This window comes from Bacillus sp. B28, from assembly GCF_029536185.1.
Taxonomy (GTDB): domain Bacteria; phylum Bacillota; class Bacilli; order Bacillales; family Bacillaceae; genus Bacillus; species Bacillus halotolerans.
Window position 1 is genome coordinate 3,305,321 of record NZ_CP120511.1, and the last position, 26,018, is coordinate 3,331,338.

At 44.8% G+C, this 26,018-nt stretch carries 21 protein-coding genes and 1 riboswitch; of the genes, 7 read left to right on the forward strand and 14 right to left on the reverse strand.

Features of this window, described 5'->3' with window-relative positions:
• Window positions 1-2 precede the first annotated feature (2 nt).
• Together P3L57_RS16540 and P3L57_RS16545 are read right to left on the reverse strand one after the other, a co-directional pair.
• Window positions 3-1,013, reverse strand: coding sequence for a FecCD family ABC transporter permease (locus P3L57_RS16540; protein WP_059353538.1), 1,011 nt, complete (start codon window positions 1,011-1,013; stop codon window positions 3-5).
• Entirely contained in the window at window positions 1,013-2,053 is a 1,041-nt protein-coding gene (locus P3L57_RS16545; RefSeq protein WP_369810958.1) for a FecCD family ABC transporter permease, read from the reverse strand. The genes P3L57_RS16540 and P3L57_RS16545 overlap by 1 nt, the downstream gene beginning before the upstream one ends.
• A gap of 212 nt (window positions 2,054-2,265) precedes the next feature.
• Here P3L57_RS16545 and P3L57_RS16550 point away from each other — a divergent pair, with 212 nt between their 5' ends.
• Window positions 2,266-3,213 carry an iron-hydroxamate ABC transporter substrate-binding protein gene (locus P3L57_RS16550; RefSeq protein ID WP_044159096.1) on the forward strand — a complete coding sequence of 316 codons (948 nt, stop codon included), beginning with the start codon at window positions 2,266-2,268 and terminating at the stop codon, window positions 3,211-3,213.
• A 364-nt stretch (window positions 3,214-3,577) separates the two neighbouring features.
• On the opposite strand, the gene P3L57_RS16555 is transcribed toward P3L57_RS16550, so the two are convergent.
• Both P3L57_RS16555 and sspJ read right to left on the reverse strand, forming a co-directional pair.
• On the reverse strand, window positions 3,578-4,987 hold the full coding sequence (locus P3L57_RS16555; RefSeq protein ID WP_024122826.1) for an amino acid permease: 1,410 nt from the start codon (window positions 4,985-4,987) through the stop codon (window positions 3,578-3,580).
• 104 nt (window positions 4,988-5,091) lie between these two features.
• A riboswitch (Lysine riboswitch) is annotated at window positions 5,092-5,271 on the reverse strand.
• 116 nt (window positions 5,272-5,387) lie between these two features.
• Window positions 5,388-5,528, reverse strand: a complete 141-nt coding sequence (sspJ, locus tag P3L57_RS16560) for a small acid-soluble spore protein SspJ (RefSeq protein ID WP_010331863.1) — start codon at window positions 5,526-5,528, stop codon at window positions 5,388-5,390.
• 166 nt (window positions 5,529-5,694) lie between these two features.
• Between sspJ and P3L57_RS16565 the strand changes: the two genes are divergently transcribed.
• Together P3L57_RS16565 and P3L57_RS16570 are read left to right on the forward strand one after the other, a co-directional pair.
• Window positions 5,695-6,177: a metal-dependent hydrolase gene (locus P3L57_RS16565; protein ID WP_024122827.1), complete on the forward strand. Its 483-nt coding sequence runs from the start codon at window positions 5,695-5,697 to the stop codon at window positions 6,175-6,177.
• Between the two features lie 102 nt (window positions 6,178-6,279).
• The gene (locus P3L57_RS16570; protein ID WP_277617452.1) at window positions 6,280-8,136 is read left to right on the forward strand and encodes an LTA synthase family protein; all 1,857 of its coding nucleotides are present in this window, start codon (window positions 6,280-6,282) and stop codon (window positions 8,134-8,136) included.
• Window positions 8,137-8,162: 26 nt separating this feature from the next.
• Here the strand turns inward: P3L57_RS16570 and P3L57_RS16575 are convergent, their stop codons facing one another.
• The gene (locus tag P3L57_RS16575) at window positions 8,163-9,089 is read right to left on the reverse strand and encodes a substrate-binding domain-containing protein (RefSeq protein ID WP_044160333.1); all 927 of its coding nucleotides are present in this window, start codon (window positions 9,087-9,089) and stop codon (window positions 8,163-8,165) included.
• A 110-nt stretch (window positions 9,090-9,199) separates the two neighbouring features.
• Between P3L57_RS16575 and modA the strand changes: the two genes are divergently transcribed.
• Window positions 9,200-9,982, forward strand: a complete 783-nt coding sequence (gene modA, locus P3L57_RS16580) for a molybdate ABC transporter substrate-binding protein (RefSeq protein WP_069486928.1) — start codon at window positions 9,200-9,202, stop codon at window positions 9,980-9,982.
• Window positions 9,954-10,646: a molybdate ABC transporter permease subunit gene (gene modB, locus P3L57_RS16585; protein WP_139127438.1), complete on the forward strand. Its 693-nt coding sequence runs from the start codon at window positions 9,954-9,956 to the stop codon at window positions 10,644-10,646. The genes modA and modB overlap by 29 nt, the downstream gene beginning before the upstream one ends.
• A gap of 34 nt (window positions 10,647-10,680) precedes the next feature.
• Here modB and pgoN read toward each other — a convergent pair whose 3' ends face one another.
• Window positions 10,681-11,511 (reverse strand): glyoxal/methylglyoxal reductase, encoded by an 831-nt coding sequence (gene pgoN, locus P3L57_RS16590; protein WP_059353543.1) that lies wholly within the window; start codon window positions 11,509-11,511, stop codon window positions 10,681-10,683.
• A gap of 244 nt (window positions 11,512-11,755) precedes the next feature.
• Here pgoN and yvgO point away from each other — a divergent pair, with 244 nt between their 5' ends.
• On the forward strand, window positions 11,756-12,241 hold the full coding sequence (gene yvgO / locus P3L57_RS16595) for a stress response protein YvgO (RefSeq protein ID WP_024122833.1): 486 nt from the start codon (window positions 11,756-11,758) through the stop codon (window positions 12,239-12,241).
• Between the two features lie 46 nt (window positions 12,242-12,287).
• Here the strand turns inward: yvgO and P3L57_RS16600 are convergent, their stop codons facing one another.
• The 4 genes from P3L57_RS16600 to helD form a co-directional block, all read right to left on the reverse strand.
• On the reverse strand, window positions 12,288-14,300 hold the full coding sequence (locus P3L57_RS16600; RefSeq protein WP_044160335.1) for a Na+/H+ antiporter: 2,013 nt from the start codon (window positions 14,298-14,300) through the stop codon (window positions 12,288-12,290).
• A gap of 251 nt (window positions 14,301-14,551) precedes the next feature.
• Window positions 14,552-16,270, reverse strand: coding sequence for an assimilatory sulfite reductase (NADPH) hemoprotein subunit (gene cysI, locus P3L57_RS16605; RefSeq protein WP_044159104.1), 1,719 nt, complete (start codon window positions 16,268-16,270; stop codon window positions 14,552-14,554).
• 25 nt (window positions 16,271-16,295) lie between these two features.
• Entirely contained in the window at window positions 16,296-18,110 is a 1,815-nt protein-coding gene (locus P3L57_RS16610) for an assimilatory sulfite reductase (NADPH) flavoprotein subunit (protein WP_069486927.1), read from the reverse strand.
• Window positions 18,111-18,283: 173 nt separating this feature from the next.
• On the reverse strand, window positions 18,284-20,608 hold the full coding sequence (gene helD, locus P3L57_RS16615; protein WP_069486926.1) for an RNA polymerase recycling motor HelD: 2,325 nt from the start codon (window positions 20,606-20,608) through the stop codon (window positions 18,284-18,286).
• Between the two features lie 587 nt (window positions 20,609-21,195).
• Between helD and P3L57_RS16620 the strand changes: the two genes are divergently transcribed.
• Window positions 21,196-21,630 (forward strand): hypothetical protein, encoded by a 435-nt coding sequence (locus tag P3L57_RS16620; RefSeq protein WP_059353548.1) that lies wholly within the window; start codon window positions 21,196-21,198, stop codon window positions 21,628-21,630.
• A 100-nt stretch (window positions 21,631-21,730) separates the two neighbouring features.
• Here the strand turns inward: P3L57_RS16620 and P3L57_RS16625 are convergent, their stop codons facing one another.
• From P3L57_RS16625 to P3L57_RS16640, 4 genes are all read right to left on the reverse strand, one after another.
• Window positions 21,731-22,342, reverse strand: a complete 612-nt coding sequence (locus P3L57_RS16625) for a trimeric intracellular cation channel family protein (RefSeq protein WP_044159108.1) — start codon at window positions 22,340-22,342, stop codon at window positions 21,731-21,733.
• A 208-nt stretch (window positions 22,343-22,550) separates the two neighbouring features.
• Window positions 22,551-22,967, reverse strand: coding sequence for a disulfide oxidoreductase (locus tag P3L57_RS16630; protein ID WP_059292555.1), 417 nt, complete (start codon window positions 22,965-22,967; stop codon window positions 22,551-22,553).
• Window positions 22,968-22,971: 4 nt separating this feature from the next.
• Complete coding sequence (locus P3L57_RS16635; protein ID WP_069486925.1) at window positions 22,972-23,640, reverse strand: disulfide bond formation protein BdbD; 669 nt, start codon at window positions 23,638-23,640, stop codon at window positions 22,972-22,974.
• A 118-nt stretch (window positions 23,641-23,758) separates the two neighbouring features.
• Window positions 23,759-25,870, reverse strand: coding sequence for a heavy metal translocating P-type ATPase (locus P3L57_RS16640; RefSeq protein ID WP_069486924.1), 2,112 nt, complete (start codon window positions 25,868-25,870; stop codon window positions 23,759-23,761).
• Window positions 25,871-26,018 lie beyond the last annotated feature (148 nt).

Consider the following 26,018-nt stretch of genomic DNA (forward strand, 5'->3'; position numbering starts at 1 on the left):
CCTCAATTCGATTTCATCAATAAATAAATAAAGTAAGGCGCACCTAAAACGGAGATGACAAGTCCGACCGGAATTTCTGACGGGGCCAATACATTTCTCGCCAGCGTATCAGCCAGCAGAAACAGAAACGCGCCGATGAAGGCGGAAACCGGTATAAGCGTCTGGTGGCGGGGACCGGTAAGCCTTCTTGCCACATGCGGTGCAATTAATCCGAGGAACGCGATGCCTCCTGCAGCTGCGACACAGGATGCGGCAAGAGCGACCGCTGCCAGAAGGAGAATCCGTCTTTCCTTTTCAACAGCAGTGCCAAGTCCGGTCGCTAATTGGTCTCCCAGCTGTAAAATGTTCAGATAGCGTGCTTTATATAATGTAAAAGGAAGCAAGATCACAATCCAGGGGAGTACCGCCCAGATCATGTTCCAATTGGCCCCCCATATCGAGCCTGATATCCAAACTGCAGCCTGCATAAAGTCATGCGGATCCATTTTGAGCTGAAAAATAAGCAAAAGGGCATTAAATCCGGCATTCACACCGATTCCGACTAGGATCAGCCGAATCGGAGTCACACCTTTTTTCCAAGCCAGAAGATAAATGAGAAACGCGGCGAGGAACGCGCCTGCCAAAGCGCTGAACGGCAGCATAAACGTCCCTAAAGAGCCGAGATCTGATGCTGATCCTTGAAAAAAGTAAATAAAGAGCACAACAGCAAGCGAACCCCCGGCGTTAATCCCGAGAATACCGGGTTCAGCCAAATCATTTTGAGACACGCTTTGCAAAATGGCTCCGGCAACAGCGATACCCGCCCCAACAAGCAACGACAACATTATTCGCGGCAGCCTGAACTCAAATAAGACAAGCTCATCCCGTGCCGTCCCTTGGCCGAAAAAGACCTTAAGCGTTTGCAATGGGGCAATTTTAATGACACCCAGATTCAGACTGATAAAAAAGACAAGCACGATCAGCAGAAAAGTCACTGCTATCACAACAAGAGGTTTTTTCGTTTTCGTTTTCATTACAGCCCTCTCCTTTCACGACGTGCCAAATAAAAGAAAAAGGGAACACCGATGAGGGAGGTCAGCGCGCCGACAGGCGTTTCAAACGGCGCGTTCACGAGTCTGGCCGCAATGTCAGCAAAAACAAGCAAAACAGCGCCAAGCACCGCCGAGCAAGGAATGATCCACCGATAATCAACCCCTACCAAAAACCTTGTGATATGAGGAATGATCAGTCCGATAAACGCGATGGTGCCGGCAATGGAAACAGCAGCTCCCGTCAACACCACAACGACAAGCATGCCAACCAGTTTCACCGCTGATGTATACTGCCCAAGCCCCTTCGCCAGATCGTCACCGAGGCTTAACACCGTCACAGACCGGGCAATGATAAACGCAAACGTCAAACCGACAGCTCCTGCAATAACCAGAAGCTGAACGCCTGACCATTTCACACCCGCTACCCCGCCTGCGTACCAAAAGCTGACATCCTGTGCTACATCAAAACGGAGCGCAATTGCGGTTGAAATGCCCGTAAAGAAATAACTGACGGCCGTTCCGGCAAGAGCAAGCTTTACAGGCGTGAGACCGCCCCTGGAAAACATGCCGATGCCCAATACCGTCGATGCCCCCAGTCCCGCGCCCGCAAAGGACCACAGCACAAGCCCGAAGGCAGAAAGTCCTGGAAAAAAAGCAAACGCAATCGAAATAGCAAAAGCAGAGCCCGATGTTATCCCCATAATAGAAGGCTCCGCCAATGGGTTTCTCGTCATGCCCTGCATGATCGCCCCAGACACGGCTAACAATGCGCCGACAAGCGCGGCAGCAGCCGTTCTTGGCAGCCGAAGATCGTGTATGATTTGGTGTGAGGTTTCATTTGGCTGGAAATGAAAGATGGCGTCCCACACAGTCCGTAAATGGATATCCGCAGCACCGAGAGAAATGGACAGCATCGCGCCGAAGCATAATAAACATACCCCCGCAACAAGCACAATGACCGCACCAAACGACCGGGATGTCCATTGAATTTCTTCATCTGATATCATCTGTTTATTTTTCATGTGACTCAACAGCCGTACTTCCTTTCGATAATGATAATGATTATCAATTACTGTTTCAGTATATCACTTTTTTCCGCTGATTTAATAGAGCGTTTTGATAAAAATGAGAATATAAATGCAAAAATATCGTGTCAACTGGCACTTGTAATGGTATAATCACAGATGATAATGATTCTCTTTATCATCTATTTTTTTGAAAGAAGGTATGAGATATGACCCATACATACAAGAAGCTTGGTGCCGCTTTTTTTGCTCTTTTATTGATTGCAGCGCTGGCAGCCTGCGGAAATCACTCAGATAGTAAAGGCTCTTCCTCTAATTCAAAAGACGAAGAAACCGTTACATACAAGGCTGAAAACGGAAATGTGAAAATTCCTAAACATCCTAAACGGGTGGTTGTCATGGCTGACGGCTACTACGGAGACTTCAAAACACTGGGCATCAACGTCGTCGGTGCTCCTGAAAATGTATTTAAAAACCCTTACTACAAAGGTAAAACCGATGGTGTCACAAATATCGGAGACGGCACTTCTGTTGAAAAAGTGATTGATTTAAAGCCTGACCTGATCATCGTTTGGACAACACAAGGCGCCGATATTAAAAAGCTCGAAAAAATCGCGCCGACTGTTGCGGTGAAATACGATAAGCTCGATAACATCGAACAGCTGAAAGAATTCGCAAAAATGACGGGAACGGAAGATAAAGCGGAGAAGTGGCTTGCCGAGTGGGACAAAAAAGTTGCGGAAGCCAAAACAAAAATCCAAAAAGTCATCGGTGACAAAACGGTTTCCATTATGCAAACAAACGGCAAAGACATTTATGTATTCGGTAAAGATTTCGGAAGAGGCGGAAGCATCGTCTACAAAGATCTTGGTTTACAGGCCACAAAGCTGACAAAGGAAAAAGCGATTGACCAAGGCCCAGGATATACCAGCATTTCTTTAGAAAAGCTCCCTGACTTCGCCGGAGATTACATTTTCGCGGGTCCATGGCAATCAGGCGGAGACGATGGCGGCGTATTTGACAGTTCCATCTGGAAAAACCTCGATGCTGTCAAAAATGATCATGTCTATAAAATTGACCCGATCGGCTTCTATTTCTCAGACCCGATTTCACTAGAAGGACAGCTGAAATTTATTACGAAAAGCTTAACCAAATAAACAAAGAGCCGCACTGATCTGCGGCTCTTTTCTCTATTGCAAAGAAATCGACAGGACGGGGCAGCTCATATTAAACTGCATCGCATATTTTCTTTCTCAATTCATATTATGCTGCATCATCATTGCCATAAGTTTTTTCAACGGTCTTTATATCAGAAAGCCTTTTTCTCATGTGCTTCTCGTTTTTATCCTAGTGCTGGCTTTGTTTCATTTTCTGGAGAAACTGAAAAAGCGTTTTTTGCATATTCGAATGTCTCTATCACTGACAGCGTTCCTGTCCGCTATTTTGTGTATGGGACTCATAACAGGAGAAATAAACGTTTTTATAAAAAAGACACCTGACTGCATTGTCAGGTGTCTTTTTTTATGCTTGTTTTTCTTTCGAGAATTTCTTAATCACAAACGGATAAATTGCCAGACCGACAAAGAACAAACCGATGCCGAGAATAAATGTCGTTAAATCCGCTGTACCTGTTACGATAACAAACAATGAGTATACACACGCTAAAATCGCGATCAATCCGTCTTTTACCCGGGAACCTTTCAACTGATCATACGTTTCGCCTTTGATAACAAGCTTCAGGCTGTAAATCGCAGACACTAAATACGGAATTAAATAAGCAAGGGTCGCCGCTGTCGTTAAAAACGTAAATGCGTCACTTATTGTCCGGGAAATAACAGAGAATATGAAGACCTGTGACATCACATTTGTAATGATCAAAGAAATAACCGGGCTTCCTTTTTTATTTGTTTTCGCAAAGACCGCCGGAAAGTCTCCTGCTTTAGCAGCTTGGTACGGAACCTCAGAGCCAAGCAAAATCCAGCCGAGCATCGTTCCGAATAAGCAAAGAATCGCCAGCAGCGCCATAATCACGCTTCCTGCGTTTCCGACAATCGCATACAGCACATCAACGAACGGTTTTTCAGATCCGACAAGCTTATCGTGCGGCAGAACCCCCATTGTGATCAATGTGACAATAATGTAAATGCTTAACGCGATCAACAAACCTGTGATGGTCGCACGTTTCACATCACGCTGAGTACGCGCGCGTCCAGACAAGATCACTGCTGATTCAATTCCGACAAACGCCCATAGAGTAGAAATGGCGGCGTTGTGAACCTGTCCGCCGATGCCAATGCTTGTGCCGTTCTCACCTTGAATCGGAAAATAAAAATGATCGAATAATGTCGTTTGAAACACAAACAATCCGGCAATGATAAAGAAAACAAAACCTAATACTTTTGAAAACGTTGTGATAAAGTTTAATTTACTAGCACCGTTAATGCTTGCAACAAGAATCGTGTGCGTTCCCCAGAGCAAAATCGTACATACTGCAAACGTCAGCAATTGACCGAGTGTCACCTCTTGGCTGCCGACAGCAAACAGTACACGTTTATCAACTAAAATCGGGAAAAACGAAGTCAAGTAACCGGCAAGACTTGTGATAATCGCCACGTTACTGATCCAGCTCGCCACCCAGTAGCCCCACACCATTGTGAATCCGGCAGCGTTCCCTTTCTTCGGATCAGAAAACAGCGCTCTCGCATAACTTTGCGGTCCCGCTGTCAGCTCAGGCTTGCGAATGGACAAGTGCCCGAAGACAAGCGCAATCATCAGCACGCCCGCACCTGTCAAAAGCCAAGCGGACGTAGCGCCAAGCGGACTTGCAATCGAAGCAAGCGAACTCGGCAGGGAGAAAATCCCCGATCCAACCATATTTCCAACGACAAACGCCGTTAATAACCAAAAACCCCATTTTTTTGTCTGTTCCATTCCAGTACCTCCAATGATTCTTTGTACGGACCAGAACCCGAGATCATGTAAACACAAAAAAAGCCTGAACAAAAGTCCATGCTTAAAGAAACACACACCCTTGATCTCCGGATAGCCCTCCGCGAAAAAGCACGCGGCAGTCCTGCACTTATTCAGATACAGTCCCAGCATAGAGAAGGATCGGCTTTCTCCACACTTCGGCGCTGATGCCTTTTACACATGTTTAACAGCTCCTGTCAGCCTGGCATGTGTGACTCATCATCCGCGCAACCTCTACCTCACTGAGAAAGAGTGAGGATTTATTTATTCAGTTACTCCCAGAAGGTTATCAAAGAAAGAATGATCTGTCAAAGGGAACAGATGGAAAATGCGGATAGAGCCAAGCCCTATCCGCATGCGGTTAGCGATTATTTTTCTTTTTTTGTACAGCTTCTTGAAGCGGATCATCTTTAAGAGCTGAACCGGCATCCTCAAGAGCTCCTTGGATTACGTTTTTTTCTTTTTCAGAACGTTTACCTTTATCTTTATTAAAGAAAGCCATTCGTATCACCTCTTTTAGAAAATAGGTACATCTTTAAGATGCCTTTTTCTCAGGAAATTATGCGGCTCATTTTTTTATCGGCCAAAGTTCTGTTGCTCAAACATACATTCTCTTGATATATTTGTAATTCAGAGATTTTTGCAAAAGATAAAGGAGAAGCGGGTAAATGACAGGAAAAACACACATCATGGGAGGCATCGCTTCTTGTACCGCAGCGGCTTATTATTATGGATTTGACCCAGTACTCATGGCGGCGTCCGGCGCGGTTGGCGCATTAATTCCCGACATCTGCCACACGCAAAGTAAAATCGGAAGAAGATTTCCTATCTTATCGAAAATTGTCAGTTCCGTATTTGGCCACCGCACCTTTACACACAGCCTGCTGTTTCTGCTCATCATGTTTTTTATCACAGCCACATATATTCCGGATAAAAACATATCAGCAGGGCTGATGATCGGAATGGCAAGCCACTTGGTTCTGGATGCCTGGACAGTGAACGGCATCAAATTGTTATTTCCTTCAACCATTCGCATACGGCTGCCGCTGTATATGAAGACAGGCAGTTTTTCCGAACAGCTTGTGTTGGCCGGTCTGACAATAGCATCATGCTATTATTTTTATATGCTGTTCCATGGGCGTATGTTTTAAACACGAGTGCTGAAGCTTGTCTAAGAAGACTGTTTTTAGTAGGTTTTACATAAGAAGCATCTCATGGCAGATGTTCAAGAAAACGTGAGGAGTTATCAATTGATGAAAGGAACCTTTTTTCACAATCAGCGTTTTTTAAGTTTATCCATCTTATTCATGTGGATCAAAACTTATGTGATCTATAAACTGGGTTTTGATTTGCAGATCGACTCTCTATTGCAGGAGCTGATTCTGCTGATCAATCCGCTTAGCTTCATACTCCCTCTATTTGGGATTGGACTGCTTTTAAAAGGCAGCAAGCAGCGCATCTTTTTGCTGATTGCCAATTTGGTTCTGACTGCCATTTTGATCTCCAACACGATTTTTTACGGCTTTTATATCGATTTTATTACCATCCCGGTTTTGTTTCAGGCCAGCAACATGAGCGATATGGGAAGCAGTGTAAAAGAATTGTTCAATCCTTTGTTTATCGCTCTGTTTGCGGATTTGGCTTTTCTTCTGCTGCTCTCCAGAAAAGAGAAGAGTCCCGAATCTAAAGCGAACCCCCGTACGGTCAAGCGGTACTATGCTGCTTCCTGCGGGATTCTTATATGTACGCTGGGGCTTGCAGAAATTGAACAGCCGAAGCTATTGGCACATTCCTTCGATCGGGAAGTGCTCGTCAAAAGCATTGGCCTGTTTCAGTTCCACATCTACGATACCATTTCTCAGACTGTCAATATGAGTGCGAAGGCATTTGCCGATGAAGACAGCCTCTCTACAATCAAAAACTATACTGAGGCTGACTACAGCAAGCCTGATCAAAGCAAGTTCGGACTGGCAAAGGGACGGAATGTGATTTTTGTGACGCTTGAATCAACTCAAAGCTTTGTTCTGAATGAAAAGGTAAACGGAAAAGAAATTACCCCGTTTATGAATGACCTGATGAAAAAGAGCTATTCCTTTGATCATTTTTACCAGCAAACAGAGCAAGGCAAAACGTCTGATTCGGAATTTATCGTCGCTAACTCTCTATATCCTTCACTAAGCGGCGCCGTCTTTTTTACGAAAAGTGACCATCAATTTCATACGATGTACAAATCACTCAAGCAGAATGATTATTATTCAGCCGTCTTTCACGCCAATCATAAAACATTTTGGAACAGAGATGTGATGTATAAAACGTTTGGGATTGACCGCTTTTTTGATGTCGATGAGTTCCATGTGACTCCCGAAACCTCAACAAGCTGGGGATTAAAGGATAAGGAATTTCTGGAACAGTCAGCTTCTAAACTGAAAAGCCTGCCGCAGCCGTTCTACAGCAATATCATCACATTGACGAACCATTTTCCGTTTGAAATTGATGAAAAGGATCAGCTGATTGATGAATATGATTCAAGCAGCGACCTGTTAAACCGCTATGTGACGACGGTTCGCTATGAGGATGAAGCACTGAAGCATTTTATCAAAAAGCTCAAGGATGAAGACTTATACGAAAACTCGATGATTGTCTTTATGGGAGATCATTACGGCATATCAGAAGCCCATAATAAAGCCCTGGCTGAGTTTTTAAGAAAAAGTGAAATTACGCCATATGACACCGTCCAGCTTCAGCGGGTGCCGTTTATCATTCATATTCCTGGAATCACTGATCAAAATCCGGAAACAATCTCCGATGCCGGAGGACAGGTTGACGTCAGGCCGACTCTGATGCACCTGCTCGGAATTGATACAAAAGGTGATATTCAGTTTGGCAATGATTTGCTGTCAAACAACCGAACGCCATTTGCCGTGCTGAGAAACGGCAGCTTTATCACGAACGATTATGTATATACGAAAAACACATGCTACAGCCAAAAAACAGGAGAAGTGTTAGAAAATCAAGATGCGTGCGCTCCCTATAAAGAAAAAGCAAATGAAGAACTGTCTCTCTCTGATAAAATGTTAAACGGAGACCTTCTGCGTTTTTATGGTCAATAAAAAAATCCCTTTACGAGGGATTTTTTTCATGTTTCGTATATCACTTTACCTGTCAGCTTCGTTTGATAGCCATTAAGATGAGACAGGTTGGCCTTATATTCTTCCGATTTCAAGATGCTCTTTACAGCTTCAAGCAGCTGCTGGTGTTTTTTCAAAATGACAATGTCGTATTGTTCCTCGATGAGCGGGATAAAATCAACGCTTCCCATATGTGCCGCGTGCTGCGCCCCGATTCCCGCGTCTGCCTGTCCGCTCGAGACTTGGGAGGCAACAGCATAATGATCAGTCACAATGTCACTGTAGCCCTTGACGTCTGAAGGTGTCACACCAAGCAGACCAAGCTGTTCGTCAAGCAGCACTCTTGCGCCCGATCCTTTTTCTCTGTTGATGATGCGGATGTCGGTTCGTTTCAGGTCATCCCAGCCTTGTATGTTTTTCGGATTTCCTTTTTGAACATATAAGCCGGCTTTGCGAAGGACAACATTCATCTGACAAAACGGTTCGCCTGACAGAATGCGTTTGACATAAGGCGTATTATATTGAGCGGTTTCCGCATCGTACAGATGAAGACTGACAATGTCGCATTTGCCTTGGTACATGTCAATGAGGCTGTTTAAGCTGCCTTTGTATTGGCGGAGCGGCGTCTCTTGAATGGCACTTTCCAAATGCTTGCTGAGCAGATCCATCGATATATCCTGTCCGCTGATGACGACATTCCGCCTTCCCTCCGGCATCGGCTCCTGTGCCTTTCTCGGTTCTTCGGGTGAAGACACAGGCTGAGACATTCTCATGTTCGCCTTATATTGCTTTAAATCTGCTTCATCGACACGCATCTGCCTTCCGACACGGTAAGCAGGGATCATGCCTTTTTTAATCAAATCATAAACGGTCAGCTTTGATACCTTCAGCAGACCAGCAACTTCTTCTATCGTATAGGAAGAGGTTTCATTCATCATCATCACTCTCCTATTTCATTATACCTTTTCGGAGAATGTAAAAAAACCCACATACCCCAAACATAATCAGTTATAATTAGATATAACTAATTATAAGGGGTGCAATCATGTTTAAGAAGTATTTCATTCTGACCGCAGCATTAACTGTTTTTCTGCTTGCAGCAGGCTGCTCTGCCAGCCAATCATCAAGTGACAATGAGAAAAAAGTGACCTTAACTGTCTCAGCAGCTGCCAGTGCCCAGAATGCACTCGAGGAAATTCAAAAGAATTACGAGAAAACCCATCACAATATTACGATCCAAGATAACTTTGGCTCATCAGGTGCCTTGCAAAAGCAAATTTCTCAAGGAGCCGGGGCCGATCTGTTCTTCTCAGCCGCTGAGGACAAATTCCAAAAGCTTGTAGATGATGGGGATATCGCTAAAAAAGACAGCACTCATTTAGTCGGAAATGAAATTGTGCTCGTTGTGCCTAAGGATGGAGATTCACCAGTCACAGGCTTTGACAATCTGACTGATTCAGAAAAAATTGCTCTCGGGACTCCAGAATCTGTACCGGCAGGAGCTTATGGAAAAGAATCACTGACAAAGCTGTCTCTATGGGACAAAGTAAAAGATAAGATCGTGTACGGAAAAGACGTTCGCCAGGTTCTTTCATATGTAGAAACAGGCAATGTAGACGCAGGTGCCGTTTATAAAACAGACGCGCTGATCTCTAAGAAAGTCAAAATCGTTGACGAGGCAAAAGCTGATACACACAGCCCGATCGTTTATCCGTTAGGAATTGTAAAAGATACGAAACACCATAAGGAAGCGAAGGAATTTTACGATTACCTGCAAACAGATGAAGCGATGAAAGTGTTTGAGAAATATGGTTTTACTGCTGAATAACATCAGCATTTCAGAATTTTTCACGCCGGTTATGCTTTCCTTTCAAGTGGCGGCGGTCGCCGGAATCGCGGTGATCATTCTCGGAACTTTGGCGGGGGCATGGATGTCACGAGCCTCATTTTTCGGAAAAACCATACTCGAAACGATTTTTATGCTTCCTCTCGTTCTTCCGCCCACCGTTGTCGGTTTTATTTTGATCGTCATGTTTGGAAAGCATAGCTTCATCGGACAAGCGATCGAATGGATCTTTCACCAGCCCGTGATCTTCACCTGGTGGGCTGCTGTGATTGCTTCTGCTATCGTGGCTTTTCCGCTTATGTATCAATCGGCCAAAACCGGATTTTCCGATATTGACCCCGATATAGAGGGGGCGGCAATGGTAGACGGAGCAAGCAGATGGAAGGTGTTTATCCATATCTCCATTCCGCTGGCGTATCCATCGCTGCTGACCGGAAGCATTCTCAGTCTGGCGCGGGCGCTCGGTGAATTCGGCGCCACCTTAATGTTTGCCGGGAATATCCCGGGTGTTACCCAAACACTGCCGACAGCCATTTATGTCGCTTTGGATTCCGGCAACAACGCACTTGCATGGGCGTGGGTCGTCTGTATCATCGTGATTTCCTTTCTGATGCTGTTTTTGATTCAACTGAAAAAAACGCACTAAAAAAACTCCCCGTGTGCAGACGGGGAGTTTTTGATTAAAACAGAAGCTCATCGGGGTTTGGACCGACACGTTCATCTTGATTTAACGCATCAATCTTGTCCATGTCTTCTTGAGACAATTCGAAATCAAAAATATCAGCGTTTTCGATAATACGGTGTTCTTTAATCGATTTTGGAATCGTTACAACTTCATGCTGAAGATCCCAGCGCAAAATCACTTGTGCTACAGATTTATTATATTTTTCAGCGATCTGTGTCAGCACTTCGTTATCAAGCAGCTGGCCCTGCATAAGCGGAGACCATGCTTCCATCTGGATGCCTTGCTTTTTGCAGTAGTCTCTTAATTCTTTTTGCGTCAAACGAGGGTGAAATTCAACTTGGTTCACCATCGGTTTGATTTCAGCATCTTTCAAAAGCTCTTCTAAATGATGAACTTGGAAGTTGCTGACGCCGATCGCGCGGATTTTGCCGTCTTTGTACAGCTTTTCAAGCGCGCGCCATGTATCTTTATACTTATCCTTTCCAGGCCAATGGATTAAATATAAGTCTAAATAATCAAGCTGAAGTCTTTCAAGGCTTTTTTCAAAGGCAGCAAGCGTTGTGTCGTAACCCTGATCTTCATTCCATACTTTTGATGTAATGAAGAGCTCTTCTCTTGCAACACCGGATTCTTTAATGCCGATGCCTACACCTTCTTCATTTTTATAGACAGCCGCTGTATCAATGCTGCGGTAGCCATTTTTAATCGCAGCTTTAACCGATTCAGTCGCTTCACTTCCGTTTTCTACTTTAAAAACACCAAGACCGAACCAAGGCATTTCAACTCCGTTATGTAGCTTTACAGTATCTTTTAAACTTGTTGCCACTTGAACATCCACCCTTCCATTGAAATGTAAGCGTCTATATTATCTCACATTCCTCTCAGCAGATACCAATAATACGCTTAAGAGCCTCTTTTTGCTTCTTTTTTCATACAGACGTTTTTTATTTCATAGTAAACAATGCGCATTTATACTATTTTTTTCCTATTTTATCAATTATAAGATTATTTAGACAGTGAGCAGGGTAAGCGAATACTGTAGCCCACAAAAACATAGAGGAGGAAACAAATTGAAACGTATTCGTATCCCAATGACTCTTGCACTTGGCGCCGCTTTGACAATTGCCCCTTTGTCCCTTGCCTCTGCTGAGGAAAATCCCGCACCGAAGATCTCACAGAAAACAACAGCCGGAACAGCTGCCGCAGAAGTCGGTTTAAACGTCAACCTTGATTTGCTTGGGATTGCCAACCAAATCTCAGATGCCATTAAATCAGCCCAGAACCGGGACGGTTTTGTGAAAAATCTCATGGAGTCTTCCTTCTACGCATCCGGCCAAAAATATAACGTCATGGTTTTTAACTTAAGCCAGGAATATGAAGATCACTTAAATGGTGTGCAGTTTTACGGCTCGGCCGTTTATGACGGCATTACGTACGGCATTTGGGTATTTGAAGACGGAAGTTTCACAAACAAAGGAGACGGCGGCTGGATCAACTGGGCCTTCAGAGGCTGGTTCGACCGAAATGACAACACTGTCGAATTCCATCGCCCCTAACCTATAGAAAAAAGCTGGCGTCCGATGCCAGCTTTTTTTCTTGGAATTATTCGCCGCCTTCTAGCATTGCGGCTTCCACATCATTAATATATTGGCGAAGCTCATGAGAGATGTCCCGGGAAATTTCCCGCTCCTCAAAGAGCGTCTGAATCTCATTTCTGATCGCCTGCACAGCCTTCAGCTTCACTTCCAGCTTCTGATTTTCAAAATGGGCGTTCGATTTATGTTCGTGATGGCTGTGCTCCAATCTGAAAATTAATTGTTTATAAAACGAGATAACAGATAAAAATACTTCCTTATGTTCTTCCGGTATATGCTTTTCCAAATGTCCTATCGCAGCTTTAGCCGTTTTAACCCTAGTTGCTCTCATTAATCCTTCTTCGTTTAAAATCGACATCTCCGGCTTTTTATGTTCTCCGAAGAAAATCCAATACATCAGACGTTTCAGCCTTGATTTTGATAAACCGACTTTAAACGGGTTGGCATACAAAATTTCCAATTCATTAAACCGTTCTTGCAGAGCGTTTGCCGTTTCTTCCGGGATGTCTCCCCGCTCCAGCAGTTTCATCAGTTCTTCCTGCTCGGCTTTAATCCCTTGAGCACGGACTTTCCGTTCATACTTTTTTATGCGGGTTGACGTTGTATATTGCTGAAAACGAAGGTTTTTCATTTTCTCATTGTATTCGGCAATGACCGCAAGAGACGCCGTTTTGTTTGTATCATTCATGTCTTCTTTAATCGTTTTGAGAGCCGTTTTAATCAGTTTGCGTCTCGCCGTCAGCAGCTTCTTATTTTTTTCTTCGTCATCTTCTTCTTTTTCTGTCAGAAGCGGAAGCACGAAGGTGGCAATAACAAGCGTGCATAAAATGACGCCTGCGGCTAAAAAGAGAATCAGATTTCTTTCCGGAAACGGTGTGCCATCCTCCAGGAAATATGGGATGGAGAATGAACCTGCAAGCGTAACCGCTCCCCGCACACCTGAAATGGAAATTAACAATGTAGAACGAAGTCCCGGCTTATAAATGGTTTGATCTTTATTAAAGAACCACTTGCCGTTCCAGAAGAACAGCACCCACAGAAATCTAAGAAGCATTAACGTAAATGTAATGACCAGAATATAGCCGATCACTTTCATGTTGCTGATCGCTGTATCGTTAAAAATCACCGAAATGACATCCGGAATCTGTGTGCCAAGGATGACAAAGACAAGACCGTTTAAAATAAATAAAATAATGTTCCACGTACTCGATGAGACGATTTGCAGCTTCACCATCGTCGATTCGAGACGGTCCTGTTCAACCGCATGCGTAATACCGCCCGCCACAACGGCTAAAATGCCGGAAACACCGATTTCCTCCGCTGCCAAATAAATCACAAAAGGCGTCAGAATTTGAATCAGCATGTGCATCGTGACATCCTGCATGCCAAGGCGGCGCAGGAATAGACGAAAGCGGATAATCAAGAACGAAATGACAACCCCGCACAAAAGGCCGCCAACAGAAATAAACACAAAGCTGACAGCTGCTTGCGCCAGTGAAAATGCCCCGGTAACCGCTGCGGCAATCGCAAATTTAAAGGCGACCAGACCTGATGCATCATTCATCAGCCCTTCCCCTTCAAGCAGGCGCAGAATTCCTTTCGGCATCTTCACCCTTCCTGATAATGCGCTGACAGCGACAACATCAGTCGGTGAAAGAATGGCTGCCAGCCCAAAGGCCGCTGCCAGCGGAATATCAGGAATCATCCAGTGGATCGTGTATCCTCCTACAATCACAGTCGCAAATACAAGGCCAAGTGCAAGCAATAAAATTGGAGCTCTTAAATTCCAAAGCTCCGCCCGAGGCGTCCTCTTTCCATCATTAAATAGAAGAGGCGCAATAAACAAGACGAAAAACAATTCCGTGTTTAATTCAAAATGAAGCCCCTGTGGAAATGAGGCGGCAATAATCCCAAGCGCCACCTGAATCAGAGGCACTGGAATAAGCGGGATAAACCGATTGACAATGTTAGAAATCGCAATAATAGCCAGTAAAACAAGGACGACTAAAAATATGTCCAAATGCATAACCTCCTTAATCTGCTGCGTATCTGCATGATGAGTTGATAAATATTTGTCCGAAGAGGCTGAGGCTTGCAAAAGATAAAGGATGGCCTTACATCCAATACTGGATTCCGCAGGAGTCTCCTCCACACTAGTCTTCTTTTATAGTACCCTTTTTAGGGTATTTTTTCTCATGATATGCTCATGGTGAACTTTTTTGCCGCAAAGCAAAATCAAAAAGAGACAGGGCAATCCCCCTGTCTCTCATCTCAATTATGAAAATTCATCCCGTCAGTTGTCGCTTTAATGATACCGGCGCGAATGACGAAATCACCGAAGTGCTCACCTTCTTCGCGTTCTTTCGCATAGCGGGAAAGCAGGACGCGCAGCTCGCTCAAAATGTCTTCTTCTCCGATATTTTCGCGGTACATTTTGCTTAAGCGGCTGCCGTCAAACGCAGCGCCTAGATACATATTATATTTGCCAGGCGCCTTTCCGATAAATCCGATCTCTCCGAGCGCATGGCGGGCGCAGCCGTTCGGGCAGCCTGTCATGCGAATGGTAATTTCCTCATCACGAAGACCGTTTTCGTCAATAATCTCATCCACTTTATCTAAAAGAGACGGCAAATAACGTTCTGCTTCAGCCATCGCCAATCCGCAGGTCGGAAGAGCAACACACGCCATAGAGCTGCGGCGCAGCGCTGTATAATGCTTTCCGTCAGTTAACCCGTATTGATCGATTAATGCGTTGATTTCATCCTTTTTCTCGCTTGGAACATTGCCGATAATCAAGTTCTGATTGGCTGTCAGACGGAAATCGCCTGTATGAACTTTAGCAATTTCACGCAAGCCTGTCATCAGCTTATAATCCTCGTAATCCGTCACACGGCCGCCTTCGACAAACAGCGTAAAATGCCATTTATCTTCAATGCCTTCCACCCATCCGTAGCGGTCGCCGTTATGATCAAAATGGTACGGCTTCGCTTCTTCCAGGCTCCAGCCGAGACGGTTTTCCAATTCCTCTTTCACTGTTTCCAAACCGAGGCGGTCAACTGTGTATTTGAAACGGGCATTTTTACGGACGGAACGGTTTCCGTAGTCACGCTGAATCGTAATTGTTTTTTCAGCAACGTCATACATTTGTTCAGGGCGGCAGAACCCAATTACCTTGGCTAACTGCGGATATGTCGCTTTGTCGCCGTGCGTCATTCCCATACCGCCGCCGATTGCCACGTTAAAACCGATGAGCTTGCCATCTTCCACAATCGCAATGAATCCGAGATCCTGCGAAAAGACGTCAATATCATTTGACGGCGGAACCGCAATTCCGATTTTGAATTTCCGCGGCAGGTAAAGCGGCCCGTACATTGGCTCGACTTCTTCTGCGTCAGGCGTTCCGGCCACTCTTTCCTCATCAAGCCAAATTTCATGATACGCTCTTGTTCGAGGCAGGAGATCATCACTTAATTTTTTGGACCATTCGTATACTTCAGAATGGATTTCAGACTGGTAAGGATTCGATGCGCACATCACATTCCGGTTTACGTCTCCGCAAGCCGCGATTGTATCCAGAAGAGCCGAATGGATCGTCTGAATGGTTTTTTTCATGTTCCATTTTAAAATCCCGTGCATCTGGAACGTTTCACGCGTCGTCAGCTTTAGGGTGCCATTACCGTATTTCTGCGAAAGATCATCCATCACGAGCCATTGCTCAGGCGTCGATACGCCGCCCGGCATACGGACGCGCAGCATGAACTGATAAGCCGGTTCAAGCTTTTGCTTTTGGCGTTCATTGCGGAGATCGCGGTCATCCTGCAAATAACTGCCGTGGTGTTTCATCAGGCGGTTGTCATCATCCGGAATTCCCGCACTGATCCGATCCAGCATCACTTCTTTTAGTGTGCCGCGCAAATAATCGCTTTCTTCTTTAATGCGCTCGACGTCACTTGGAGAGCCGTCCGGTGCTTTTAAGATTTTGGTCACCATGTTGAAAAACTCCTTTCAGGTCAAATCAGTATACATCACGCTGATAACGTTTTTGCTGCTGCATATCGGCAAGATAAACTTCCGCTTTTTCACGGGTCATATTGCCTTCTTTTTCTATAATGTCTAAGAGTGTGTTATGGACATCGTGTGCCATGTGCTTTTCATCTCCGCAAATGTAAACAGCCGCTCCTTCTTGAAGCCATTCAAACAGTTCTGCGCTCTGTTCAAGCATGCGGTGCTGCACATACACTTTTTCTTCCGTATCGCGTGAGAACGCTACGTCCATTTTTGTCAGCACGCCGTCTTTCAGCCAATTCTGCCACTCTGTCTGATAAAGGAAATCTGTGACAAAATGCTGATCACCGAAGAACATCCATGCTTTACCTTCAGCTCCCGTCTCCTCACGCTCCTGCATAAAGGAACGGAACGGCGCAACGCCTGTCCCAGGGCCGACCATGATAATCGGTGTTTCAGGATCCTTCGGAAGCTTGAAGTTCTGATTATGCTGGACATAAACCGGCAGTGTGTCTCCCGGCTGCAGACGCTCCGCGCATAAAATCGAGCAGACGCCTTTTCGTTCGCGGCCATGCGCGTCGTACCGGACTGCACCAATCGTTAAATGCACTTCATCCGGGTTTGCGGATAAGCTGCTCGCAATTGAATAGAGGCGGGCCGGCATTTTTCGAAGAATGGATACAAACTCCTGCGCCGTTACACTGAACGGGCCATAATCCCGGATCAGATCAAGCAAATCGCGCCCTTCAATATACGCTTTCACTTTACCCTCATTTCCCGGTGCTAAAAGCTCTCTAAGCTCCTCGCTTCCCGTCAAATGAGCAGCCTGTTCAAGAAGCGGCTTTGTGAGAACAGTAATTTCATAATGAGAAATCAGCGCTTCTTTCAGCGGACGGACATCGCCTTGCTTATTCAGCGTCACAATTTCTTCGGGGTCCCAATTCATTTCCTGAAGCAGCAAATCGACAAGTACCGGATCATTTTCCGGATAGACGCCGAGGCTGTCACCAGGTTCATACGTAAGGCCTGATCCTTCAAGAGACAATTCTACATGTCGTGTTTCTTTATTTGATCCGCGGCCGTTTAAATTTAAATTTTCTAACACTTCCGCACGGAAAGGATTTGTTCTTGAATACGCAGATTCACCAGTTTGAGGCGCTGCGGCCGGCGCAGGCGCGGCGCTTCCGCCCTCGGCTTCACTTATGCCCTCACATACGCTTTCCAGCCATTCAGCAGCCGGCTCATCATAATCCAAATCACAGTCAACGCGCGGAGAAATTCGTTTTCCGCCAAGCTCTTCCAAGCGCTGATCAAATTCTTTTCCTGTCTGACAGAAGAATTCGTATGAACTGTCACCAAGCGCCAAAACAGAAAAGCGAAGATCATCAAGCTTAGGCGCCCGTCTTCCGTGCAAAAATTCGTGAAACGAAAGTGCATTATCAGGCGGCTCACCTTCGCCATGCGTACTGACGACAATCAGAAGATTGTTAATTTTCTTGAGCTGGTTCGGCTTAAAGTCGCTCATGGATGAAACGGTGACTTGAAAGCCTCGCTCCTCAAGCTGCTTGCCGGCGTTCTCTGCAAGCCCTTGTGCGTTTCCCGTCTGTGAACCGTAAAGGACGGTGACTTCTTTTGAAATGGCCGGTGCCGTTACACCCGCAGACACAGCAGCCGGCGCCCCCGATGTTTCCAGGACGGAAACAGATTGCGCTGATAAATAGCCGCTCAGCCAGATTTTCTGAGATTCTGTCAAGGTTGGCAGAAGGCGGTTAAGGAGCTCTGCCTGCTCCTGATTAAACGGACTGTTCATTACCTGAAGTTGCAACGTATCCACCTCACAAAATTGTATAAACTGATCGAAATAGTATCTAATTGAACTTTACCGGAAGACACACCGCAAGTAAAATATATTTACATGATGATAACGATTAAGATTATTAATGATAAAACCCCTTTGTCTCATTTAAATGAAGAAAAAGAGAAGGCCTCCCTTCTCTTTCAATCAGCACTCTTATATAAATGAGGGGGCACAGCACTCACAAACGGACTTGGTTCACCGATAGAAGAAACAGTCAGCCCGTGCATGGCCCGGGTGCAGGCAGTGTACAGCAGCCTGCGGTCGTGCTCTGTTCTATATTGTTCTTCTGAGGCATCATAGACAAGTACTGCGTCAAACTCAATTCCCTTCGCTAAATAAACCGGAATAATACAGACTCCCTTTTGAAACGTTTGGTTTTCTTTATGAATCAGCCGGATATCGGTATATTCGCTCATTTGAGCGTGTGCCTGTCTTGACTGCTGCGCCGTTTTGCAAATAACAGCAATGGTTTCATGCCCTTTCTTTCTAAGTCGCCCAATTTCTCGCGTAAGCTTTTGACAAAGATCTTCGCGGCCCTCGCTTTTTAACACGCAGGGCATTTCCCCATCTCTGTTAAAAGGCTCAATGTCCGCCCCGTCCTGCAGCAGCGTTTTTGTCAATTCCACAATTTGTCTCGTTGATCTGTACGTTCTTTTTAAACGGACACATTCAGCCTGCTCTTTTTCAAAGCCGGCATCCATACGTGGTGCACCGTTTATCGCATGGGCGTAAATAGACTGATTGATATCACCGAGCACCGTTATGCTGGCAGACGGAAAAATACTCCTTATATACGCCATCTGGAATGGAGAATAATCTTGAGCTTCATCGATAAATAGATGTTTGATCTGCGTGTTTTTCTTTCTGCCTTCTAGCAAATCCTGCAAATATAGAAATGGAGACGCGTCCTCGTAGAGCAATTTATTTTCTCCAAATGCCGACCTTGTCAGCTCCCCTATTGCTGCCGTCGCCTCTGTTTGAGCTTTGCTTCCCCAGTCAGAAAACAATTGCAGATACAGTTGTTTGACATCAAGAAACGCCAGCTGCCTGACCGCCTGTTTAATAGGTTTGAAGGCCTTCTTTACAATCATGGCGGCAAGCAGCTGCTGTTCTCTCTGATGATCGTTAAATGTACTCTCACTAAACCGTTTTCTTGCCTGCAGCTTTTTGTACACTTCCAAATATTCCTCTTTGTCGAGAAGCTCGGCTTCCTGAACGACCCAATCCTTTCGCCGTTCCTTTTTCTCCAGCTTGTTAAGCTCACTCAGCAGCCAATTTGCCGTTTGTTCCATCCGGTTCGGAATGGACAGGCTTCGATCAAGCGAGTAAAAATACGCTTGGACTTGTTCCTTTGTGATCAGTTTTTGTCCGCGGAAAACGATATTTTTAAAGATCATACCTTCAGAAGACAGCCTGCTGACGTATTCATCAATAAATTGCTGAAAAGATAAGCCTGCCTTCCACGTGATTCCGGCAAGCCTTGATTGAAAACTGCCATCTTTTGTTTTGGTCAGGCAATATTCCAGCTGATCAAAGGGGTTTTCACATTGAAACTTGCGGCCAAGCCGATGCTCGATATATTCCTGAAACGTCGCCTGTTCCATATTTTCTTCGCCTAATTCAGGCAAAACAGAGGAGACATAGCTGTTAAACAAAAAGTTTGGGGAAAATAAAACAATTTGTCCGGCATCAATTACACCGCGGTTCCTGTATAACAAATAAGCGACACGCTGGAGCGCTGCTGACGTTTTTCCGCTGCCTGCCGCACCCTGCACAATCAGAAATTTGCTTTTTTCATTTCGGATAATCTGATTTTGTTCTTTTTGAATCGTGGACACGATGTTTTTCATTTGTGTATCAGAGTGATGGCTTAATACCTCTTGCAGCATTTCATCGCCGATCGTCATATCAGTATTAAACATCGCTTTGAGAGCGCCGTTTTTAATGATAAACTGGCGCTTCAGCACCATTTCCCCTTCTATCGTTTCGCCGGGAACCTCGTATTCAGCTTTTCCTGGGGAATAATTATAGTAAAGGCTTGATATCGGTGCTCTCCAATCATAAATCAGAAAGTGTTCCTCCTGCTCATCCATACAGGATGCTAAACCGATATAGATCTGCTCCGCCTGTTTCTCGCCGTTTTCAATAAAATCAATCCGGCCGAAATAAGGCGATGCTTTTAATTGATGAATTCGTTTGAGCTGCTGATCCATATGCCGATGATTCCGTTCCCGATCAGACAGCAGCTCTGCCTGCTGCTTCATGCTTGCCATCGTTTCAACCGCTTCATGGACGTCATCAAAGTTAACCGTGACATCCTCCCAGAAGTTTTTTCGTAATCCGATAATATCATGCTTTAATCCGCCCGCGGACGTTTCGAGAAGCCGCTCTTTATTCTCGAGCTCCTGCAGTACATCATCTATTCTTGACTGCTCTTCTTTCCATTCCTTATCATGCTGATTCATGAACGGCACCTCCAGAAAATAGTTGACAAACGAAGAAGAAATAATGTAAAATAGAATTGGATATATATTTAATATATGATAAAAACAGGCAAATACAATTTATAATAGCACATTCACCCAACATCGTTCAAGGTTTGGGTTATTTATATGCATAAAAAAACCGATTTCAACTCGAAATCGGTTTTTTATTTTAAGATTTCACATTCGTCACTGTTGTACGTGCTTTTTTTAGGTTGCGAAGCTTCTCTTTCTTTAGTCTCGATTCCTTATTCCATTCAATCTTCGATATAATATATCTTTTTCATTTTAAAAACATACAGAGCTTTGCCGTGTTTGTCAGTTCATCTCACGTGAAGAGTGACTAAACTGGCTGTATTATCATCCATATAGCAACTAAAATCAATAGCCTTTCATCCTTGCTATCATACCTATAGACGCAGTAAAATAGTCATTTTTCATCCAATTTCGACATATTTCAATAAAATAAAGTTTCTAATTTGGGAGATTAGGACGATGTTACATTATTTCTCGTGATTTATGATATGAACATGAAGAAAGAACCAGAATAAGCTAGGAGGAAATACTCAGTGAAGAAAAAGCTATATATGATGTTGCTGGCTTTCGTTGTAGCCGTAACTAGTTTTACGGCTATTGACCTAGTAAACAACAAAGCGGAAGCTAAAGATTGGGTTAAAAGAGGTCAAATATGGAGTACTCATTATCATTCGGGCTCATTTAAAAACTATACTTACTCGCCAACTTTTCATATTTATTATCCAGGGCAAGGAACTTGGGCCAACATTACGGCAAACGGATCAGGCAGCGGGAAAATTACAGCAACTCTGCAACAAAAGACAAATAAAGGCTGGAAAAATGTGAAAACTTTTTATGCAAAGAAAAAAGGCTCTACAAATTTAAGTTACAAACAAGCTTCTAAAAGCTACAAAACAAATTACAGATTCAAATTCACTAACACAGGAACTAAAAAGACCATCAGCTATACATTTTGGGCTACTTATTAATTTCAAACAACTTTGCTCTGCTCGGTCAGCATTTGAAAGGACTTTGATCCAGCTGGCTGCAATAAAAAAACCTCTCCGACATGGATGAGGTTTCTTTTATTTACTGGCTATCTAAGCGAAAATAACGGTTTGGCAGCTTCCAATTAAACATATAAGAACAAACGCGGCATACGACAAGCACAAAAAACAGCGCGTATAAACCGATCGAGTTTCCGGTCCAGCCCAAGCCGACGATTAAACCGCCGAGCGCCGCCCATACCGCATAGATTTCCGCTTTCAGCACGAGCGGCTTGCGCCCGGCAAGCAGGTCGCGAATGATTCCTCCGCCGCTTCCCGTCAGCACCGCAGCCACGATAACGGCACTAAGCGGATGCCCCATTTTGACGGCGTACAGGGCGCCTTGAATAGCGAAAGCTGCAAGACCGATCGCATCCGATAAATTTCCCCATTTGTTCCAATGCTTCAGCAGCAGCTTCGGAAACAGGAAAACGATCGTGATGGATATCAGAGCGATTTGAAAGTACGCACCCTGCTCCCACAAAGCTGACACAGGAACACCGATCAGCAAATTGCGGATCGCTCCTCCTCCAAAAGCTGTGACAATCCCTAATATATAAACACCTAAAATATCATATTCTTCTTCCATCGCAACAATTGCGCCGCTGACCGCAAACGCAATGATGCCGATCACACTGAGCAGCTCCCAAGCCATTCTGATGACTCCCTTTATATTTGTTAAATTTTCTGACGACCTCTAGATTTTATAACCGCTTCAGCTTAAAATCAATAACATTTTTATGATAAAAAAAAGATAAATGTAGAGGGAAAACAGTAAACGCCGATCAGCATGAGTCTGCCGCTGGCAGTGCCTATCATGTGTACCGTAAAAAAAGCGCCCTGCATTCGCGGGCGCTTTTTTCTTATTCAGATTTTTCGCCTTTTAGAAGGCACATAAAAATGATGATCAGAATAAAAGCAATCAAGGCCAGAAACGGAATGGTCACAAAACCAAACCAGTTAATATATTGACCCGAGCAAGGCACACCGCTTACACATGGCTTGATGCCGCTAAAGCCCGGCACTTTTTGCTCCAGATAATGCATAATCGAAATAAATGCGCCGATAATCGCCATCGGCAGCACATATTTTTTCACGCGTGTGTCACCCTGAAAGGTGGCGATTCCTAAAATCAGAACGAGCGGATACATGAGAATACGCTGGTACCAGCACAGTTCACACGGGATGAACTTTTTGATTTCACTGAAATACAGGCTGCCCAGCATGGCGATAAGAGCAACAACCCAGGAAGCATATAAAAAAACAATTCTATTTTTCATTCGCTTACTTCCCTTTCAGCTCTTTTTCTATCGTTTCTTTAATTTCTTCATAATCCGAAAAATTACTGATCACTTTATCATTAACGTAAATCGTAGGCGTTGCTTTTATGTTCATTTTATGATTAAGGTCAGAATCCTTTTCCACTGCAGAAGCAAATGTTTCTTTATCAAGATTATCCTTCAGCGTATCAGGGTTTACCTTTGTCGTGCTTTTTGCGATATCACCGAGAACCGCTGGCGTTACCCATTCCTGTTCTGTGTCCGGCTGCTTGTCAAACAGCTTTTCATGAAATGCCCAGAAAGAATCAGGATCTTCTTTCCATACTTCCTCTGAGGCAAGAGCCGCTAACGTTGAGCCTTTTCCATGGAACATGACGTTCACGAAAGAAAATTTCACATCGCCCTTGTCAATAAAGTCTTTTTGGATGTTGGGGAAGATGTCGCTGTTAAACACCTTGCAAGACGGACATTTATAATCTCCGAATTCCACTACCGTTACCGGTGCATCATCTTTGCCAAGCACAGGCTGGCCTTTGATAGACGGCTGTCCTGACACTGCTTCGTTGCCTTGCTCCGTTTTGTTATTAATGATGACAATTGCTGCTAATAAGACAACAACGACAACCGTAAGGATGACCGCGAATTTCGCAGAAGACTGCTGTTTCTTTTTCACTCCGACACCTCATCGTTTTAAAATTAAAAAAGAAGCGGATCTCAATTGACCCACTTCTTTATTTTAACAAGACAACCGTCTATAAGAAAAGCCCGAAATAGTGAATTCTCTCCGACAATTATCTCATTTTGAAGCGCATCACGCGCATAGCGTTTGCAACAGCGAGAAGCGTAACACCGACATCTGAGAAAACCGCCTCCCACATGGTCGCGAATCCAAACGCTCCGAGTAAGAGGAAAATGGCCTTAACACCTAAAGCAAAGCCGATGTTTTGCCACACGATTCGCCGAGTCCGTTTTGCAATCCGAATCGCTTCCGCTATTTTTGACGGCTGATCTGTCATCAGCACAACATCCGCGGCTTCTACAGCTGCATCTGATCCGAGTCCGCCCATCGCCGCTCCAATATCCGCGCGTGCAAGCACCGGAGTGTCATTAATTCCATCACCGACAAAAATGAGTTTTTCATTCGGGAGCAGTTTCAATTCCAATGCTTCTACCCGCTCCACTTTATCCTCCGGCAGCAGCTCCGCATAAACCTCGTCGAGGCCGAGCTGTTTTCCGACTGTTTCCCCTGTCTGTTTTGAATCGCCCGTCAGCATGACTGTCTGTTTGATACCGAGCGATTTCAAATCTGCGATCGCTTGTTTTGCGTCTTCCTTTACTTCATCTGCTATGATGATCGCCCCGGCATAGCTTTGATCAATAGCCACGTGAACAATTGTACCGGCGTTTTCATCCGGGACGTTCTCAATCTGCTCTCTTTCCATCAGCTTCTTGTTCCCCGCAAGGATTTCTTTTCCGTTCACCTTTGCGAAAATACCGTGCCCGGATATTTCCTCATATGACTCGATTGTGTCCGGGGAAAGCGGCTTTCCATAGGCTTTCCGCACAGATTCTGCAATCGGGTGCTGAGAGTGAAGCTCAGCGTATGCCGCGGCTTCGAGTAACGTCTCCTTCGCAAAACCTTCCGCAGGTTTGATCTCTGTCACTTCAAAGCTGCCTTTTGTCAGTGTGCCTGTTTTATCAAACACAGCGTATTTGACTTGATGTAAGGCTTCTAAGTAATTGCTCCCTTTCACAAGCACCCCGGCCTTCGAAGCTGCGCCGATTCCGCCGAAGAAACCGAGCGGAATGGAGACAACAAGGGCGCACGGGCATGAAATGACTAAGAAAATAAGCGCGCGGTACACCCAATCAAAAAGTAAAGCGCCAGGAATAAACAGCGGCGGGACAAATGCCAGCAGGGCGGCGATGATGACAACAGCCGGTGTATAATACTTGGCAAACTTCGTGATAAAGTTTTCAGTCCGCGCTTTGCGGCTGCTCGCATTTTGAACCAAATCTAATATTTTGGATACTGCGGAATCCTGATAGCCTTTTGTTACTTCGATATGCAGAACGCCGTTTTGATTGATAAAGCCGGACATGACTTCTTGTCCTTCTGCCGCTTTTCTTGGGACAGATTCTCCTGTCAGCGCTGATGTATCAACCATCGCCGATCCCTGCACAACCTTTCCGTCCAGCGGTATGCTTTCTCCTGGGTTGACGACAATGATGTCTCCTGTCTGCACGTCCTCCGGAGAAACGGTCTTGATGCCGTCTCCTATTTTTATATTGGCGTAATTCGGCCTGATATCCATTAATGCACTGATCGATTTTCTAGAACGGCTGACCGCAGCTCCTTGAAACAGCTCGCCGATTTGATAAAACAGCATGACAGCAACGCCTTCCGGGTATTGCTGAATCAAAAAAGCGCCGATTGTAGCAAGAGCCATTAAAAAATGTTCATCAAACACTTGTCCGCGGCTGATATTTTTGACCGCTCGAACGACAATGTCTCCTCCGACTATCAAGTAGGCGGCGAAAAATAATAAAAATTCCAGCATTGGGCCGGCATGAATCAAATATGCCGCCGCTCCGAGAAGGACCGCTGCTGCCATTCTGGTCAGCATATTGATCATTCTTTTTCGATAACCGTCATCTGCTGATTTCTTTTTATGTTTCGGACGAACTGTTACATGAGGATCAATTGATTTTACTTTTTTCTCGACCTTATTGGTGACCCATTGTTCTTCTTTGCCATCGGCTGAGACAGTCAGTGTGCTTGCTGCAAAGTTAACCGCGCATCCGTCAACACCTTTGATGCCTTTGACGCCATTTTCGATTTTTTGTGCGCAGTTGCTGCAATCCAAACCGTCCAGAACATATTCCCGCGTCACTTGTTTCATTTGTCTCACCTTACCTTCCGATTTAGGGTTCCCTCATCAAAGCATATGAATGAGTGTGAGTATCGAAATTACATATATGAGCATATACTCATATAATAGTTACATCTATTATATGGTGTTTTCCAAGAAAGTGTCAATGAAAAATAAA

Coding starts and splice junctions, on each gene's coding strand:
- P3L57_RS16540 (WP_059353538.1), bottom strand. CDS start 1,013: ATGAAAACGAAAACGAAAAAACCTCTTGTTGTGATAGCAGTGACTTTT.
- P3L57_RS16545 (WP_369810958.1), bottom strand. CDS start 2,053: ATGAAAAATAAACAGATGATATCAGATGAAGAAATTCAATGGACATCC.
- P3L57_RS16550 (WP_044159096.1), top strand. CDS start 2,266: ATGACCCATACATACAAGAAGCTTGGTGCCGCTTTTTTTGCTCTTTTA.
- P3L57_RS16555 (WP_024122826.1), bottom strand. CDS start 4,987: ATGGAACAGACAAAAAAATGGGGTTTTTGGTTATTAACGGCGTTTGTC.
- sspJ (WP_010331863.1), bottom strand. CDS start 5,528: ATGGCTTTCTTTAATAAAGATAAAGGTAAACGTTCTGAAAAAGAAAAA.
- P3L57_RS16565 (WP_024122827.1), top strand. CDS start 5,695: ATGACAGGAAAAACACACATCATGGGAGGCATCGCTTCTTGTACCGCA.
- P3L57_RS16570 (WP_277617452.1), top strand. CDS start 6,280: ATGAAAGGAACCTTTTTTCACAATCAGCGTTTTTTAAGTTTATCCATC.
- P3L57_RS16575 (WP_044160333.1), bottom strand. CDS start 9,089: ATGAATGAAACCTCTTCCTATACGATAGAAGAAGTTGCTGGTCTGCTG.
- modA (WP_069486928.1), top strand. CDS start 9,200: ATGTTTAAGAAGTATTTCATTCTGACCGCAGCATTAACTGTTTTTCTG.
- cysI (WP_044159104.1), bottom strand. CDS start 16,270: ATGGTGACCAAAATCTTAAAAGCACCGGACGGCTCTCCAAGTGACGTC.
- helD (WP_069486926.1), bottom strand. CDS start 20,608: ATGAATCAGCATGATAAGGAATGGAAAGAAGAGCAGTCAAGAATAGAT.
- P3L57_RS16625 (WP_044159108.1), bottom strand. CDS start 22,342: ATGGCTTGGGAGCTGCTCAGTGTGATCGGCATCATTGCGTTTGCGGTC.
- P3L57_RS16630 (WP_059292555.1), bottom strand. CDS start 22,967: ATGAAAAATAGAATTGTTTTTTTATATGCTTCCTGGGTTGTTGCTCTT.
- P3L57_RS16640 (WP_069486924.1), bottom strand. CDS start 25,870: ATGAAACAAGTGACGCGGGAATATGTTCTGGACGGTTTGGATTGCAGC.